Here is a 16,024-nt window from a genome sequence, read left to right as displayed (position 1 = left end):
ATTCTGGCCATGGACGCCTGTAACCGAGGTTGCAATCCGGCGATTGCTGGGTAGGGTGGAATAGGATCTCAAATCGGTACTGCAACAGTTGATATTGATGCCGATGATCCCGAAGGAATAGCCCAAGCTGCCTACTTCTGTGCGGTAGCGTATGAGTGGAAGAGTAAAACCATTATTTCGTATCGGGGGACCGATACGAATCTAGAGTTGTTACTCACCGATTATCCCATTGCGGTTAATGATGATTGTGACGAAGCTCTGGCGCATTTTTCGAGGTGGATCCCAGGAACCAAGACTTCATCAGACCGAAAATAGTTAACTTTAGGGAGCGAAGACTCTTAGAGGTATCTTGCGGATGAGTATTTGTTTGTGGTCGATTGATGAATGTCAAATTTTGTGACCCAGTCTACGGCATCACAGAGCTCTTGAAAATCCAGAGGCTTTTCAAAGACTCGGTTTACCCCGTTTTTAAATGCGCGAAGACGGACAATGTGGGATAATTCTGCAGTAATCAGGAAAATCGAGAGAATTTCCTGCGAATATTTATGATTGACTTGTTCAATGAAATCCAGTCCATCCATCTGTGGCATATTGTTGTCGGTAATGATGATGGAGACCGACTCCTTCTGCAAAATTTCAAGCCCTTCCACACCATTTCCTGCTTCTGAACACACATACCCTCGAAGTTCTAGAAATTCTTTCAGGCAGGTTCGATGATGTCGATCATCGTCAACTAACAAGATCCGGTCTTTGATGGGAATCTTGGGAGGATCGGATTTTGGTGAATGGTGATAGACGCCTAAAATTTTCATGATGCTTTACATTTATTCGTGTCGTAAAGGTTTCTCTTAAAAGGAGGCGGAGGGACTTTTGAGAAGGTGGCTGATGAGGAGACCAGACTTCGGGTGCGGTCGAAATCGTAGTTCCCCTGAAACCAGTCCCTCCGCCGAGGCTCATATCGTGGCGCTCAATTCCAGTGTTGCCATGTTTAAGCTTTACTAGTGGGACATTCGAATTGATTCATTCTCCACGCCATTAGGCAGTAAAATTAATATGTTTGAAAAAATGCTTCCCCCCAAAAAATGACGAGTAGTAATAGTTGATTGATGTAAATGCAAGGGGTGTTCCAAGAAATATTGTTTTGAAAAAATATTTAATTTCAACTGGTTACGAATTGTGTAGACAAAAGATTAGCTATAAGTCATGCAGGTGAAACCCTACAGCACCGAGCGGACTTCCTTCATGAGTCAAATGGACGGACGGTGTTTATCGATTAACTTGGGAAAGTATTTGACGAGGCGGCTTTTGCTTAAGGGAGAAGGTCTGGACTGCCATTTCTGAGAATCACAGTTGGTGACTGTCTTGAGGAACATTCGGAACAAACGGAGCTATCGGGTCTGTGGTCCTGCTCGTGCCGGTCCGTGTAACCAAATGATAGGGGAATGCTCTTATCTGAAAAAATCCAGACGGAAGTGACTTTGGGTCACGATGGGTATCCTGGTGCTGGTTGAAAATAAATATCTATGTTGGGGGAGACATCAGCCTACTAGGAAGTCACAAATATGGATGTTCGAGAGGGCCAGGCTTGCCTGTTGGAAGTGCAAAAACCAGGAATAGCGGTTGTTTCATGCAGGGATTTCATGTAGTTTTGTCCATATCACCCGTGACCTGGATCCTATCAAAAAAAGGGATTCTTAAGGGACAAATCAGGAGTAGAATTCAAGATCCCAAATCAGAGTTCTTGACATCATTAGAAGGGACTGCATACAGTTTTGAGATAAGTTCGCAATGGAGAATGCCATTGTTATTGCTGAAGAAATTTTTGTAGAGCGGAAAGAGAAATTATATTGGATGGGATCTATGCGGATGCGTCCGTCAGTTAAGAAAAGAAATAGTGGAGGTGAAACATGATCGAAGTACTGTCTTATTCGAATGTAAGGAGAGTAGGGAAATTTGGCCTACTGGGCGGATTCCTGGTTGCGATAATGGGGGGGTGTAGTTCAAAATTACAAACGACAGTTATAAGTGTGACTGAACCTCCAGCCAAGTCTCAAGTGGTAAAGCTTGAACCTGCGACGTCGCAGGCTGAGCCAGTTCTTCAGCCACCCGTACAAGCTGAAAAAATCACTAGGATTCCGGCTATGGAAATTCCCGTTGAAGAGCCTGCCCGTCCGGTTATTCGTCCTTCGGCTCCTGCTGATATTTTTGCCACTCCTCGAACCACAGTCGTTGAACCGGTTGCCCCTGCTGCTCTTGAAGCTCCCCTGGTAGCTGAATCCGTGGTTCCTCCATCTCCTATAGCTACCCCACCAAGCCAAATTTCTCCTCAAGAATCATCACAGGGGGTTGGAGTTCCGCCGATTTCGTTTGAACCGGAAACACCGGCACGTCCGACAATTCGTGGAGACGCGTCTCCCCAGGAACAATTGATCGCTCGGGTGGAGCCCGAGTCGGTCAAATCGACTCAGCAGGCCCCAGAACTGCCCGAAGTGATTGGAAAGAAGACTGAAGATCTTCTCAAATCTCTGGGAGATATTTATTTCGATTATGACCGATTTTCTATTCGGAAAGATGCGATTTCAGTTCTGCTAGACAATGCCCAAACGTTGGCTTCGGGTTTGTCGAATAACAAGATTGTGATCGAAGGGCATTGTGATCAGCGTGGCACGGAAAGTTACAATATGGTGCTTGGTGAGCGAAGAGCAAATGCAGTGAGGGAATATTTAGTTGATTTGGGCGTCCCTAGTGAGAACCTTCAGGTTGTGAGTTATGGAAAAGAGAAGCCATTTTGCACCGACCAAAATGAAGTGTGCTGGCAAGAAAACCGGCGCGGTCATTTTGTCGTGCAGTAAGAGGTTTATCTCAATTGGGCCTGAGGCGTTTCTTGGAGGAGCGTCTTGAATGGAGAAAAGAGGGATCCATTCCTCCTGGGAAGTCTGTCGGGGCAGTTCCTTAATTGCGGCCTTTTGAATTATCGGTCGTCCCTCTGATTCTTCTACTTGGTCCTTTAAATCTTAAGTGCCCAGCCGTAGATCCTTCGATTTTTCCCACCAGAGATGTCTACTCCAAATTTTTCCACCATCGTCAAAGCTTTGTTCGATGCGCCCATGGAAGTCAACCAGTTCTAAAAAAGAGAATGCGATAAACCAAGTAGCCCTATAGATAGGTATAATTTGCTAAGAGGTGAAGGAGATGGGATTATGTCAAAATCTGTTCGCTAATATTCCTGAACACCTGGACCACGAATTGACAAGTAAATTATTGAGGGATCGTTCGGTACGAATTGAACGGATTGTGTCACGGGGCCAGGCGTCTCCTCCAGACTATTGGTACGATCAGGCAGAGCATGAATGGGTCGTGGTGCTGACAGGAAAAGCCACCATCAAAATTGAGGGACAACCTGAAATGATGCTTGGTCCTGGAGATACTCTTGATCTTCCCGCGCATACCAGACATCGTGTGGAATGGACCGATCCACAACAAAACACAATTTGGCTTGCAGTATTTTGGAATGAGGCATAGAAAATAAAAGTGGAGACAAGGAGAATAATCCTTTGATCTCAAAAAACACCACTCCAGACCATCCAATCTTTTTCATCCAGCTACCTTCATGGGAAGGATTCAGGAATATATCGGCTTATAATGTGCGCATGGTTGTTTTCCCTTCTCTGTCAGAAAGATAAAACCGTCGTTGCGTGTTTTTCCCACGAAGCGGATTTTGTTCTTCAGGCCTTCCTGTAGACAATGTCTTTGCAGCTTGTGTCTTACTCATGAGGCACGCTCTGAAAAAGCGGGGAATGAACATGGGTATTTGCCCTTGATAGTCTTTCTTCCCCATGAGGAGACACCCTATTTTTGGGTCCCCATTGAATGGCCATCAGGATAGATGGTTGTCGTCACTGCAAAGACCAGATGGACAACCGTTATCGTCAGGGGTCGCCCAGAAGGCCAAGAGCCAACCGATATATAGAGGATGCCGTACCTACTGATACAGGATCGTGGTCTTGAACGGTGATGGTGTGTGTTCTTGTTTTCGCAGAGAGAGCCAGGCCTGCCGCATGCGTGACAAATCAAAATGGTTGATGAGGAAAGTGGCCATAAGAACCAATCCCTAACCTGCTGCAAAGAGGCAGTACTTCAGGCCCTGTCTGACTGGGTCTTGAATGTGTCAAATCTTGCCTCCCATGGGTTGCCAGGGATAAACCAGGAGAGCTAGTGGCATGTTGGTCCAGAGCACATAGGTACTACGCACAATGGGTTTGGGAATAGATTGTGTCCACCATTGTTTAAAGGACTGCCGGGCCATGATGCTCTGCTGGACGGCAAAAACCCCCAACAGAAACGTATTAATGGCGAGGGCCTATCAGACTGGAACCTATGCTTGACTAGCCATGGTGTTGGAGATGCCAAAGATTCCCAGAAAGCCTACGCCTATAGTCAGTTAGTCCATTCTGTATTCACCGAAATGGCCACCGGCGCGAAATGAGTTACGATGCCGAAACCTGATGAATGTTGCGTCAATTTCGGGAGCGTCTCGGCTGGGCGGGGGGTCTTGAAAACACCTGAAATCCAGAGAGATTGTTGATCTGCAGGTTTGGTGTTGAGATCTTGGGTAAGAATCCGTAATTTCGCAGGGTCCTTTTGGGAAAAAGAGTGGGAGAAATTCTTACCAAATAAATGGGGTGCTTAACAACGAAGCACCTTCTCTGCAGCCGGATTAATTCGGGTTACTCGAAGATCTTCATCTAATTCAAAAATGGCTTCCATTGCACGGGCTACAAGTCGCCGCAACTTTTGTTCGCGTTCACGTGTAGCGGATTCTGCTTGGAGGCGCTGGAGTTCGGCGCTCGCTCTTGATGCAAAGAATCGAAAAATCGTCTGCACCCGCGGTTCCGCCGACATGGATCTGATATCCATGACCGCCAGATATCCAAAAATATCTCTGACCGAATCGATAAGCAGGAGACTCATAGAGCTGGCTGCCTTGATGCCGGGGATACCCAGATCAATTGGAAAGAGATTTAATAAGTTGTTTGGAAAGTGAATGAGTCAGGTTTGCTCGATTACGTGCTCACATGGGGTACCGGCAATCTCCATTTTCCAATATTTGAGGAACGTTCCATCTAAATAAAAGGCCAGGGCTTTCGATCGTCGTGAATCAGGAGAATATTTCGTGACCTAGACGGCATCGGTGTGCAGGGCTTTGGCCAGGTTTTCCACAAGCGCTTCAAAGAATGGTTCTCCCGTGGCTGTGCCCGTCTCCTTCAGGATAGTCCAGAGTGAAGTCTCTTTGTTGAGGTTCGTTAACGGTTGGTGATGTGATCCTAGCCTAGAGTCTCCCAAATAAGAACCCTATGATGATCCATTAGTTTTTAAAGTCTAAAAAATTGGCTATTATGGCGCACGGATGCTGGATTTTTACAGGACCCAATGACAGCGTGCTGGAATATGTTGAGAGGGGGAGTTGACAGTTGTTGTTTCAGGCCCACATGAAGGAACAGGAGATTTAGAGGAAACGTTGAGGCGAAATTGATAAGATACATGCACCGGTTGTTTTAAGGTAGGGTGTTTTTTATCTATGGTTCTTGAATCGTTGGCTATTTTTTGGCAGGTCACTGAGGGAGTTGAGTGAAGGATATGATGGCGAAATCGCTCATCTATGTGGTCGACCCTATGTGTTCGTGGTGCTGGGGATTTTCCCCGGTTATTGAGGAGATCGTTCGGCGATATCGAGATCACGTCAGGATCAAGGTATTATTGGGAGGTTTGCGACCCGGCAATATTGAACCATTTGATGAGCGGAGGCGTGCCTATATTCTCAGCCATTGGCATGCGGTGCACGAAAGAACCGGTCAGCCATTCAACTTCGATTTTCATCCGGAGCCTTCGTTCACCTATGACACCGAACCATCATCACGCGCGATGATAGTCGTTCGACAATTGGCTCAGGATAGGGAGTTTGGGTTTTTGAGTTCTGTGCAGGAAGCATTTTACGTGCAGCACATGGATGTTACACATGAAGAGATTTTGGCGGATCTTGCCAGTAGGGAAGGTATTGACCGGGACAGATTTCTGAAAGGGTTTCATGATTCTGCGATTAAAGAATTGGTCTGGCATGAGTTTGATCGGGCTCGCCAATTGGGAGTGAATAGTTTTCCATCGCTGCTTGGTCAAAATGGTAATGACCACATAAGATTGACCCAGGGATATCAACCTACAGGAGTGTTGGTTCCCATTATTGATGAATGGGTGGATGGGCCATCTTCTGTTTCCTATCGTTCGTTGAGCGAATAGATCATTGTCTGAGAATAGGGTGATGGATGATCCTTAGATCATGGGCTTTTGTTTATTAACGAACGAAGACCATACAACGGGTATGTCTTCAATTTTCACAGGAGGTTATGTGATGCGGAAGGTTTCGAACGTGTGTTTTGGGATCGGAACGGTGCTGATTGTGGGTTTTGGGTTTGCCACGGCTTCAATTGCTGAAATGGCTAAATGGAAACTGGATCATGACCATTCCAGGGTTGGATTTCAAGTTGCCCATATGGTGGTATCTAAAACCAATGGCAAATTTACGGAGTATTCAGGAATCGTGGAGATGGATCCGGAGGCCAAAGAATTTAAAACCATTGAAGCGGTCATCCAAACCGCCTCGGTCACGACCGACCATCAGAAACGGGATGAGCATTTACGAAGCCCGGACTTTTTTGATGTCGAGAAGTTCCCGACCATGACCTATACCATGAAAAGTTATAAAAAAACAGGAGATGACTACACCGCCATCGGAGAGTTGACTTTATTGGGAGTCACCAAGGAGATTACGTTAGTTGGAACGTTTAATGGGGTCGCGCAGGATCCTTGGGGCAATACACGGGCTGGTTTCACTGCTGCCGGCACGGTGAACCGAAAGGATTTCGGCATGAAATTCAGCAAATTATTGGATAGTGGGGGAATGCTCGTGGGTGATGAGGTTAAAATCATTTTGGAAATTGAAGCGATCAAAGAAAAGACCGTCGAAAAAGTGAAACAAGAAAAAGGATAAAGGACTGATGGAAATGTGTGGTAAAAATCTACATTCTCCCTGTAAGAATTGCTGAGGAAATTTTGGTAGTGAAGGAAGGGAGGGTTTGGCAAAGTCTAGATACCTTTACCCTAACACAGTTCCTTCGCGGTGAGCTTAGAATGACAGGCTGTTTGAGGATTGTCGGCTAACAGGGCAATTAGTGAGAAGAGAAATTTGGCAGCGATTGTCAAGTTTTCAGGTTGAATGGACTCTAGGGTATCAGACGGTTGATGGAAATGGGGGTGTCTGCCGCTGCTGACGACTGTGACGGTCGGCACCCCCGCCTCAAAAAATGGGACATGATCTCCCCCGGGGAAATATCCATACAATTGAATATTGTCGTGTAATCCCGCCTGGTTGGCTGCTTGCTGAGCCAGCGTCTTATCCATTCGAGTGACTCCAACCGTCAGTTTCCCATCCCCCGCTCCCAGATGATCAAGATTGATCATGGCAACCGTTTGCTTCAATGGAAAGACCGGATGGCTGACATAGAGCGTCGATCCCAATAAGCCTCGTTCTTCTCCGTCAAAAGACACGAAGAGGATGGTCCGTTTAAGCGGGTTGGTGCTTTGGGAGAGCATTCTGGCCAATTCCAACATCACGGCTGTTCCGGATGCATTGTCATCGGCTCCAGGAAAAAACAAACCGGCTTGTTGACCAAAGTGGTCGCGATGCGCACCGATGAGAATGAGTTCCCTGCGTAGTTCCTGATCGCGACCCGGTATGATGCCGATGACATTGGTCAGCGTTCCGGGTTGACTGTGGCTTTCCCAGCTGAACTGCGCCAGAAGCGGGAGGGGTCTGCTATGAAATGTCCCGATATCGTTGGCGGCTTGTTGCAGGGCTTCAAGTGAGGCATTCGCGACGTTCAAGGCCTGGTCAAGAATTTTTCCATGTATCCATGCCCCAGGGATGGGGCGGTTATCGGGTTTCTCTCCGTAGATGGCTAGAGGACCCTGTCCCAGACCTTTTCGGGCTTCATAATGACCAAGCAGTGGGCCGGTTGCCGTTAAATAGCCTACCGCTCCTCTTTCTTTGGCGATTGCCGCTTTTTCTTCATGCGTAACCCACCCGAGGTAGGAAGGGGGTTTCCCTCGGAGAAATAGCACGATGCGATTGTCGACAGTCATTCCCTGGTACTCATCTATTCCGTGGGCAGGGTCAACAATGCCGTATCCCACAAAGACGACTCTGGCTGTGGTTCTGGTGGAGGGAGAATCCAAGATCGGAAGAAATTCTTCCCCTGGGACAAGTGATATCGTCATGGATGATTGGCCCGGGTCAAACAGAGAAAGGGTGATTGTCGCCGGCTTAAGCACTTGAACCGCTGTCAGTGACCGTTGTTGTAACCAGCTAAAATTCTGTTCTTGTTTGGGAAAGTGGTTGCCTGTCTGTAAGCCGAGAGAGCGGAATCGATCGACCAGATAGTTGGCCGACTGCAAGCTACCATCCGTGCCGGCCTGCCGACCCTTATACGATGGATGGCTCAGTTGGCGAATGTCCTGGATGATATTCCCAATATCCATGGGAATGGATGGAGAAGAGGAAGATTGATTGTCAAAACTCGAAGCCGGAGCCGTAAGGGCTAGTCCAATCAGAATTTGGACAATGAGAAATCGTAACAAATTCCTACCTATCCCCGGAAATAACAGGAGACGACGCAATACGTGTAAAAGGGGTTCCGTACAAACGGATGTGTGAAAAATGGAGCCTGTTGCTGCATGTGTGCCCGACGTTAATCTTCTAAAGGAATGGTGATGACAATTGCCCCCATGACGTCGCCCTTGCTGAAGTTACGCTTGGGACTTAAGGGGTGAGCATTATGGCACGTCGTGCAGGTATCGTTAATCGCTTTGTCGGCATAAATGGCCTGAAATAAGCGTTTTTTTCCGGTCGAAACAATTCCACGTTGAGGTGTATCGGAATTTAGCGAAAGTTGTTCCAAGGCTTTTCGTTCGAAATCCGTTGCAGGGCCATTTCTTCGATATATTGGCCACAGACTAATTAAACGAAATCGAATGCCGTGACCTGATTCTGCGACTAATTTACTGGAAATATGGAGGAACTGTGCAGGAAGGGGAATGGCATTTTTGTTTTCCCAATCTTCTCGCGCCATCACGACGTCTTGCTCCTGCATTCTCTTCACGATATGCGTCGTGTAGACATGGCGGTCCGCCTCCACGATGGCATGGATAAAGTCTGCCACTTTCTCGGGTGACAGATTTTTCATGGCATTGGATTCACCTGCTTGTAAAGATGATGAAGGGAATATTCCAATGAGGAGGGTTGAAAGAAAAAACATCGATAAGCCGGTCCTGCTACTTCGTACGTTTGTCATGACGTCGAACTCCTTTCCTTTGCCAGGTGGGCATTCGAGACGGGTAAGGTAATGTAGCAGGTCGTACCCCGGCTCTCTTCACTTTCCATTCGAATGTGTCCGCCTAATTTATTGATAATCCGGTAGGCAACGGTGAGTCCAAGGCCCGATCCTTCTCCCTGTCCCTTTGTGGTAAAAAAAGGATCAAAGACTCTTGGCAGATGAGTTGGGGGGATACCGGTGCCTGTGTCTTGAATGCGGATTTCTAGTTCGTGTCCTGACGTTTCCGTCGAAAGGTCTAGCTTCCCACCTTGTTTCATCGATTGAAAAGCATTGGTGATGATGTTGGTAAAGGCTTGCCCGAGTTCCAAGGCTTTTCCTTGAATGGGGGGAATGGGCCCCATGTGTGTCTGAATATCAACCGTAACTGATGGGAAGAGATTCTTGACCGTGGTCAGAGATTGTTCCAACAGTTCATTGAGGTTGATGAGCGTTTGTCCTTCAGTCAATTTTTTTCCGGATTGACCGGTAAAATCTCGGACGACGGAAGCCATACGTTTTCCATGTTGAACGATGCCCCTGGCGTATTCTTTGATCTGCTCGGGATTGGTCTCTTCTTGTATCGCTTCGCCTAATCCAATGACTCCGACCAAAGGATTATTGAGTTCATGTCCAATCCCGGCACTGAGAACGCCCAAACTAGCCAATTTTTCCCCTTGGATGACCCGGTCCTGAAGGATACTTTCTTCCGTCGTATCTCGTAAAACCAATCCGGCACTCGGCCCCCTTCCCGGGCGGGCCTGGACACCAAACCAACGGTACCGGAAGGTTCGCTGATTGATTCGAATTTCCTGGCGATTGGTGCCTGATTGGGCCCAATTCGTGGGAACCAGGGGATCTTGCAACGAGGTGTTGGACGCTTTGGTCTTCGTGTTGTCTGAAGATGGAGGTTCCATAACCTGGACAGCCTGCATTTCTTGTTTGAGCCGGTCTCGTGTCGCGGGATCCAAGGAGAAAATTTGAAACAGTGGGGTGCCGATGAGGTCGCCGTTGGTAACGGCAAAGGCTTCTTTCGAGGCGTTGTTCAAATATTCAATTTGTTCGTCCGGGCCGACCATGAGGACCGGGTCAGGCACATTATCCAAAATTTTAATGGTCGACTCCTCAAGGTATTTCACTTCCTGGGTTTTCAACTCAACCTGGCTTTCCAATCCGGCGAACTGTGAAGCCAGTTGTTGGTTCATGCGATTGACTTCATCGGCCAATTCCTCAATTTCATCTCCAGTGGATAAGGTAATGGGCTCGCGATATTCCCCTCTGCCGATTTGTTGGGCAGCTTCCTGAAGGAGACGAATAGGTGCGGCAATTCGATTGGCCGCGATATATCCCAAGGTGACGAGCAAGGCGACACCCAGTAACCCAAAAGTCGCTGTCCATTTAAAAAAATGCTCTATAGGGGCAAAGACTTCCTCGGAAGATTGCCAAACAAACATATGCCAGGTCTGGCCGGTGGATACTTGAGTAATTTGACGAGTATTGCTCAAGGGAGCGAATCCAATGATGGAAGATGCAGTGCCCCCATGCCCATCGCTTGGGGCTGGAGTCCATCCAGCCCGTAGCGGGGTGACGAGGGGAATAAGCCTGGTGTCACTAATGGAGGTGCCGGTTGGAAGGATCGGGCAGCTCAAGACGATGCCACGGCTGTCAATGAGCATGACATGACCGGTTTTGCCAAATCGAATAATGTCGATGGAAGGGGCAAAGAATTCCTTGGCGTCATAAATACGGAGCAGGACGCCGATGGCTTCATATCGCAAACTATCCATGATGGGGAGCGCGAGAGTAAAAGTATAAACTCCCCGAAGTGAATCAAACGCGACTTGGCCGATATACGGTTGACCGACCCCATTGTGGAATGCGCCTTTCCACCATGCTTCTTCTTGATGGAGATAGGGAACATCGGAATCCAGGCTTGCGACGACCCGGCCTGCGCGATCGGTGATAAATAAGCCACGTGTGGCAGATCGGGTAATCACCGGAATGGGATGCCCCGGGTCCATAAAGGTTCCCCCCACATGTTCTTGCAGGACCTCGGCAAATGGTCCTTTCAGAATTTTTTGAATGATGTTCGCCTCCTTGTCGTTCCAAGCTTCCTGTTCTTGTTTGAGGGTGAGAGCCAGTTCTTGGGGATTCAACTCACTGAGGGCATCGCGAGTGCGTTCGAGTTGTTCAATGATTTTGACATTAGTGGTCAGTAAGGCGGTGCGGGCGAGTTCATCAGCCATGACCAGATCAAGCTTTCTGGCCGTTTCGATTGCGAGGGCTTCAAAGCTGGATCCATTGACCTCCTGAATTTCCTGGGTGCCCTGGTAGAAAGCCAGCAAGAGTCCGATGACCAACGGGAGGGCGCCGACCAGCAGCATGGACAAGACCAGCTTTTTGGTCAGCCCTTTTTTCCTTTTGACGGGTTCAGGGCTTTTCACGAGACACCATATCTTCCGCAGGAGAAATGACGGGGAAGGACAATCGGAATGTGGTGCCTTTCCCCTGTTCGCTTTCGACTTGAAGCTCGCCATGATACTTGTTGACGATCGTTTTGACGTTATAGAGTCCGAGGCCCGTCCCTTGGCCCTTAGGTTTGGTTGAGAAGAAGGGATTGAAAATTTTTTTGAGGTGTTCGGAGGAAATACCACAGCCTGTATCGCTGATAGCAATCTGAACTGTTCCATTGCTGTGCGAGGTGGTAATGGTGAGGCTGCCTTTTTCTTCCATGGCATGAATGGCATTGGTAATCAGATTGATGAATACCTGGAGCATTTCTTCGGGTTTCGCCTGGACAGTCAAGCCGTTTTGGTAATGTTTTTGAACCGTAATTTCTCGAAATTTTGTTGCAAACCTGGAAATGCTTAAGGCTTCATCCAGTCTCGCATGGAGGTCGATTCGTTCGAGTTCCTGATGACTGGATGTGCGAACATAGTCAGTGATATTTCGTGAGATGGCTTGAATACGTTGCGCCGCTTCATGGATGCTGCCGGCATGTTGTCGAATGCGATCGAGATTCTTTTCCTCTTGAATTTCTTCGGCCATCGCCAAAATGACATACAGCGGGTTATTAATGTCATGGGCAATCCCTGAGGCAAACGTTCCCATGCTGGCCAGTTTTTCCGAATGAAACAGTTGTGCTTGGATAAAGGTTTGATGTTGGATCAACTCTGAGAGAACTTTGGCTGCGGTCCCTCCAAGTACTTCCGCCCCGCTGTGTTTGTGCTCCGTAATGTATGATGGAAGAATGGGATCCCCGGTCACGTCGATGATCAAATTCAACTTGTCTTCCTGAATAAGCTTCAGGGGGTGAGAGACTGTCGGGATATTGTGAAGTCTGGCAAGTTGAAAGCCCAAGGCGTGAGGATTGGTGTCGGCAATGCCCAATAGACGGATATGGGGTAAATTAAGAAAGGATTCCAACATGGCCGTTCCCCCCTTGCCGGCCCCGAGAATGGCAACGGTAATTGGAGGATCAACGGTTGACATGAAATCCCTCCTTGATTGTTGGAGTAGAAGATGAGGTGAGGCTAGGGTCGAGTGCGGAGCATGAGATGTTTCTCCATACTGCAAAGTCCATATGGTATAAAGCCCTATCCTGAGGATAGGGCCTTACTCGATATACCATAGTCTTCTTCATGGGGAACCATTCTCCCGTGAGAAGAACCTCGGAATCTGAAAAGTCAGTTCCGTTAGATTACAGGCGATTGAGATCTCGTTTTTCCATGGCAGTGGCCACGGATTTAATTAATTTTTCCTTTTCAACCGGTTTGACGAGATAATCCACGATTCCTTGCTTAAGAAATCCCGTGGCCATTTCCATGTCCGGGAATCCCGTGAGTACGATGAGTGGAACGCGCGGGTATTGTTGCTGAAAATAGTTAATGGCTTCCACGCCGTTGATTTTTGGCATTCGAATATCGGAAATGATGACGTCCAACATTAAGGGGTTTTCGCCTTTCTGCACTTCCTGAATAGCCTTTTCCCCATCCTCAGCCTCGATGACGTCATATCCGGCCTTTTCGAGAGTCATCCGCACAACTTTTCGGACATCGGGTTCATCGTCCACTATCAGAACGAGGCCGTTGGTTTTGTGTCCGCCAAACATTGCTGCAGTTGTTTCCGCCATCACTGTTCTCCTTTGTTGTTAGGTGAGTAGCCTGATTGGATTTTTAATTGGTCAAAGGGAAAAGAAGAATGTTCTTATCTCTTCTGAATGAACGATTTTATCGTAATCAACTAATAAGAGAAAGGGTTAATTTGACCTTAATAATGGGCATATTTGGAATGTCAAGGGCGATTATACGGTAAATCTCCCTGGCGTGCCCACTACTCTTCCTGAAGCCTCCCAGCGAATAGTCCTGTTTTCCGCTTAGATAATTCTCCTTTTCTTGCTGGTGCCAAAAGTGAACTAGCATTTTTAGAAAGTGTTTGCAATGTGCAGGTGCCTGCACTGAAATACTTGAACCCATCTTTTTGTTTTAAAGCTTGGGTTAAATCCCATCATGGCATCTATGCCAATATGAGGAATCAAGGGGCTCAATGTTTAATATAACTGCTGTGTTGCCGGGTTTGATACCTTTGCGGGCAATGGTTAAAATAATGGGTCAACACAACCAACGAAATTTTCAACTAGACGACGAATTTTGGAAAAAGATGGAATCGATTCTAGCGTCAAGATCAGAGATGGGCGGACATGTTGAAACGGATGTAGAGTCCCCATCGAAAGACACAGGGCGGTGGAAGAACACTTGAGGATTATGAGAGAGAAGGTCCTCGTATAGTATTTGAATCAAATGCTTCAAAAACAAACAAAGAAGGCGTATTCTTACGAATACACATGGAAAATGTTCCAATGGCGTTCTTCCCCCCTCAGGGCTTGAATGTCATTGGAATGCATATTCCCAAGGTGTCATGCTCAATTTCCTACTTGATGATGTGTTCGGTTTTTACCTTTTGATTCCTGAAAAAATCGTATGGCAGTTCAAAGACCATATACCCACTTTTTGATTGTGCGGAGGAGAGGGAAAATAAGAAAAATTGGGCTGGAGGCGTATAAGGGAATGAGGAAGGATGTCCTCAAGGGCATTCAGGTGTGAAATAGTGGAAATGACGTAATTTCTCGACTTGCTCGGACGAGCAAGGAGCCGTTTCTCTGGGGAAAGCACGACACTCTTTCAGTCAGACCGTTTGTGCGAATCCAATCACAAAAAAACGAAAACTATGTTGGCGATGAAGAAGGAGGCGAAGGGGAACCCGGTGGGGTGAAAGATTCTGGTGTACCGAGTGGAAGATTTTCGACATAGAGTGAACGCGAGGGAAACGCAAAGCTGGCCTTCTCTCCTTCAACAATTTCCTTAATTTTATAGGCTAATCGTTCTTTCGCTTCCAGCCATTCTCCCCACACAGTGGTTTTAGTGAAACAATACAGCTTAATGTCGATGCTCGAATTGCCAAATGAATCCAAAAAGATAAACGTCTTGGTGCGTTCCGGATTAGTTTCGAAGTCTCCGCATTCGTGAATATAGGTTGTAAGGGCATGAAGGATATTCCGGATTTGATCCGTCGTCGAACGGTATTCGACGCCGATCATCCAATGAATTCTCCGGTTCGTCATCCGGGAGTAGTTGATCAATGCTTCATTGGCCAATTTGGAGTTAGGAATGGTGACCAGAGCTTTGTCGAATTGACGGATTTTTGTCGCCCGAAATCCGATTTCCTCCACCGTCCCTTCCACGTCAGGCGTTTTAATCCAATTCCCCTTTTCAAAAACCCGATCCATAAAAATAGTGAGTCCGGCAAACATATTCTTAATGAAATCCTGTGCCCCAAGGGCGACCGCCATGCCGACCAGTCCCAAGCTGCCAAGGACCGCGGCGACATTGAACCCCCATTCTTGAAACACGGCGGCCACGCCTAAGCAGACCACGATGAATTTTGAAACTTTGACGAAAAAGCCTTTTATGGTTTCATGCATGGTTTGGTTGCCGAAGAGCGTGATGAACCGATCTAGCAGGATGGAAAGCGGATCAAGTATTCGAAAAATAGACCAGAAAATCGTAAAGGCAATCAGGGATCTGATGATTTGTCCAAAGACCGCATTTAACGGGGGAGACAAGGATACGATCTGTCCTGAAATATAGAGACCGATAATGACAAAGGTAAATTCAAGGGGGCGCTCAATGGCGTCCAGGAGTCGGTCATCCATATCCGTTTGGGTTCGTCTCGCAAGCTTTTTGAAGATATGTGACAGAAAGCGATACACAATTCGTCTGGCAAACAAGAACATCAGAAAGATGCTTAAGGCCAAGAAAATGTCACCCAAGCTGGTACCTAAAATCCCAATGTGCCATACGATAAGAAATTCTTGCCAAAAATCTTGAAGCATAAATCGAAAATTCCTGATTTCAGTTAAAGGATTGACGATATGAATGTCGTAGATAAAGAGGTCTACAGAAAAAGGCAGGATGAACGCGTTCACCCCTGTGAATGACCTTGTCGGATGGATCGACGAATGTCGATGCATCATGTTGTAACCATTCCTGGGACAAGGGTAAAAGAATTATCCGGCAAGGTCAATTTCATCCTGGAATCGGAAA

13 protein-coding genes are annotated in these 16,024 nt (G+C 47.2%); 4 read left to right on the top strand and 9 right to left on the bottom strand.

What is annotated here, in order from left to right; genetic code table 11:
* Positions 1-338 precede the first annotated feature (338 nt).
* Positions 339-812 carry a response regulator gene (locus AAH187_RS11210; protein ID WP_342348545.1) on the bottom strand — a complete coding sequence of 158 codons (474 nt, stop codon included), beginning with the start codon at positions 810-812 and terminating at the stop codon, positions 339-341.
* A gap of 1,095 nt (positions 813-1,907) precedes the next feature.
* Here AAH187_RS11210 and AAH187_RS11205 point away from each other — a divergent pair.
* Together AAH187_RS11205 and AAH187_RS11200 are read left to right on the top strand one after the other, a co-directional pair.
* Complete coding sequence (locus tag AAH187_RS11205; protein ID WP_342348544.1) at positions 1,908-2,852, top strand: OmpA family protein; 945 nt, start codon at positions 1,908-1,910, stop codon at positions 2,850-2,852.
* A gap of 340 nt (positions 2,853-3,192) precedes the next feature.
* Complete coding sequence (locus tag AAH187_RS11200) at positions 3,193-3,522, top strand: cupin domain-containing protein (RefSeq protein WP_342348543.1); 330 nt, start codon at positions 3,193-3,195, stop codon at positions 3,520-3,522.
* A 646-nt stretch (positions 3,523-4,168) separates the two neighbouring features.
* Here the strand turns inward: AAH187_RS11200 and AAH187_RS11195 are convergent.
* Both AAH187_RS11195 and AAH187_RS11190 read right to left on the bottom strand, forming a co-directional pair.
* Positions 4,169-4,306: a hypothetical protein gene (locus AAH187_RS11195; RefSeq protein ID WP_342348542.1), complete on the bottom strand. Its 138-nt coding sequence runs from the start codon at positions 4,304-4,306 to the stop codon at positions 4,169-4,171.
* Between the two features lie 380 nt (positions 4,307-4,686).
* Positions 4,687-4,971: a hypothetical protein gene (locus tag AAH187_RS11190; protein ID WP_342348541.1), complete on the bottom strand. Its 285-nt coding sequence runs from the start codon at positions 4,969-4,971 to the stop codon at positions 4,687-4,689.
* Positions 4,972-5,637: 666 nt separating this feature from the next.
* Between AAH187_RS11190 and AAH187_RS11185 the strand changes: the two genes are divergently transcribed.
* Together AAH187_RS11185 and AAH187_RS11180 are read left to right on the top strand one after the other, a co-directional pair.
* On the top strand, positions 5,638-6,294 hold the full coding sequence (locus AAH187_RS11185) for a DsbA family protein (protein WP_342348540.1): 657 nt from the start codon (positions 5,638-5,640) through the stop codon (positions 6,292-6,294).
* A gap of 112 nt (positions 6,295-6,406) precedes the next feature.
* Positions 6,407-7,045, top strand: a complete 639-nt coding sequence (locus tag AAH187_RS11180) for a YceI family protein (RefSeq protein WP_342348539.1) — start codon at positions 6,407-6,409, stop codon at positions 7,043-7,045.
* A 110-nt stretch (positions 7,046-7,155) separates the two neighbouring features.
* Here the strand turns inward: AAH187_RS11180 and AAH187_RS11175 are convergent, their stop codons facing one another.
* From AAH187_RS11175 to AAH187_RS11150, 6 genes are all read right to left on the bottom strand, one after another.
* Positions 7,156-8,691: a M20/M25/M40 family metallo-hydrolase gene (locus AAH187_RS11175; RefSeq protein ID WP_342348538.1), complete on the bottom strand. Its 1,536-nt coding sequence runs from the start codon at positions 8,689-8,691 to the stop codon at positions 7,156-7,158.
* Between the two features lie 110 nt (positions 8,692-8,801).
* On the bottom strand, positions 8,802-9,404 hold the full coding sequence (locus AAH187_RS11170; RefSeq protein ID WP_342348537.1) for a DUF3365 domain-containing protein: 603 nt from the start codon (positions 9,402-9,404) through the stop codon (positions 8,802-8,804).
* On the bottom strand, positions 9,401-11,866 hold the full coding sequence (locus AAH187_RS11165; protein WP_342348536.1) for an ATP-binding protein: 2,466 nt from the start codon (positions 11,864-11,866) through the stop codon (positions 9,401-9,403). Before AAH187_RS11165 ends, AAH187_RS11170 begins: the two co-directional genes overlap by 4 nt.
* The gene (locus AAH187_RS11160) at positions 11,853-12,914 is read right to left on the bottom strand and encodes a HAMP domain-containing sensor histidine kinase (RefSeq protein ID WP_342348535.1); all 1,062 of its coding nucleotides are present in this window, start codon (positions 12,912-12,914) and stop codon (positions 11,853-11,855) included. The genes AAH187_RS11165 and AAH187_RS11160 overlap by 14 nt, the downstream gene beginning before the upstream one ends.
* A gap of 208 nt (positions 12,915-13,122) precedes the next feature.
* Positions 13,123-13,554 (bottom strand): response regulator, encoded by a 432-nt coding sequence (locus tag AAH187_RS11155; RefSeq protein ID WP_342348534.1) that lies wholly within the window; start codon positions 13,552-13,554, stop codon positions 13,123-13,125.
* A gap of 1,092 nt (positions 13,555-14,646) precedes the next feature.
* Entirely contained in the window at positions 14,647-15,954 is a 1,308-nt protein-coding gene (locus tag AAH187_RS11150) for a mechanosensitive ion channel family protein (protein ID WP_342348533.1), read from the bottom strand.
* Between the last annotated feature and the right edge of the window lie 70 nt (positions 15,955-16,024).

This window comes from uncultured Nitrospira sp., assembly GCA_902500695.1.
Taxonomy (GTDB): domain Bacteria; phylum Nitrospirota; class Nitrospiria; order Nitrospirales; family UBA8639; genus Nitrospira_E.
Note: the sequence above shows the minus strand (reverse complement) of the source record. Positions and strands in the feature narration are given on the sequence as shown.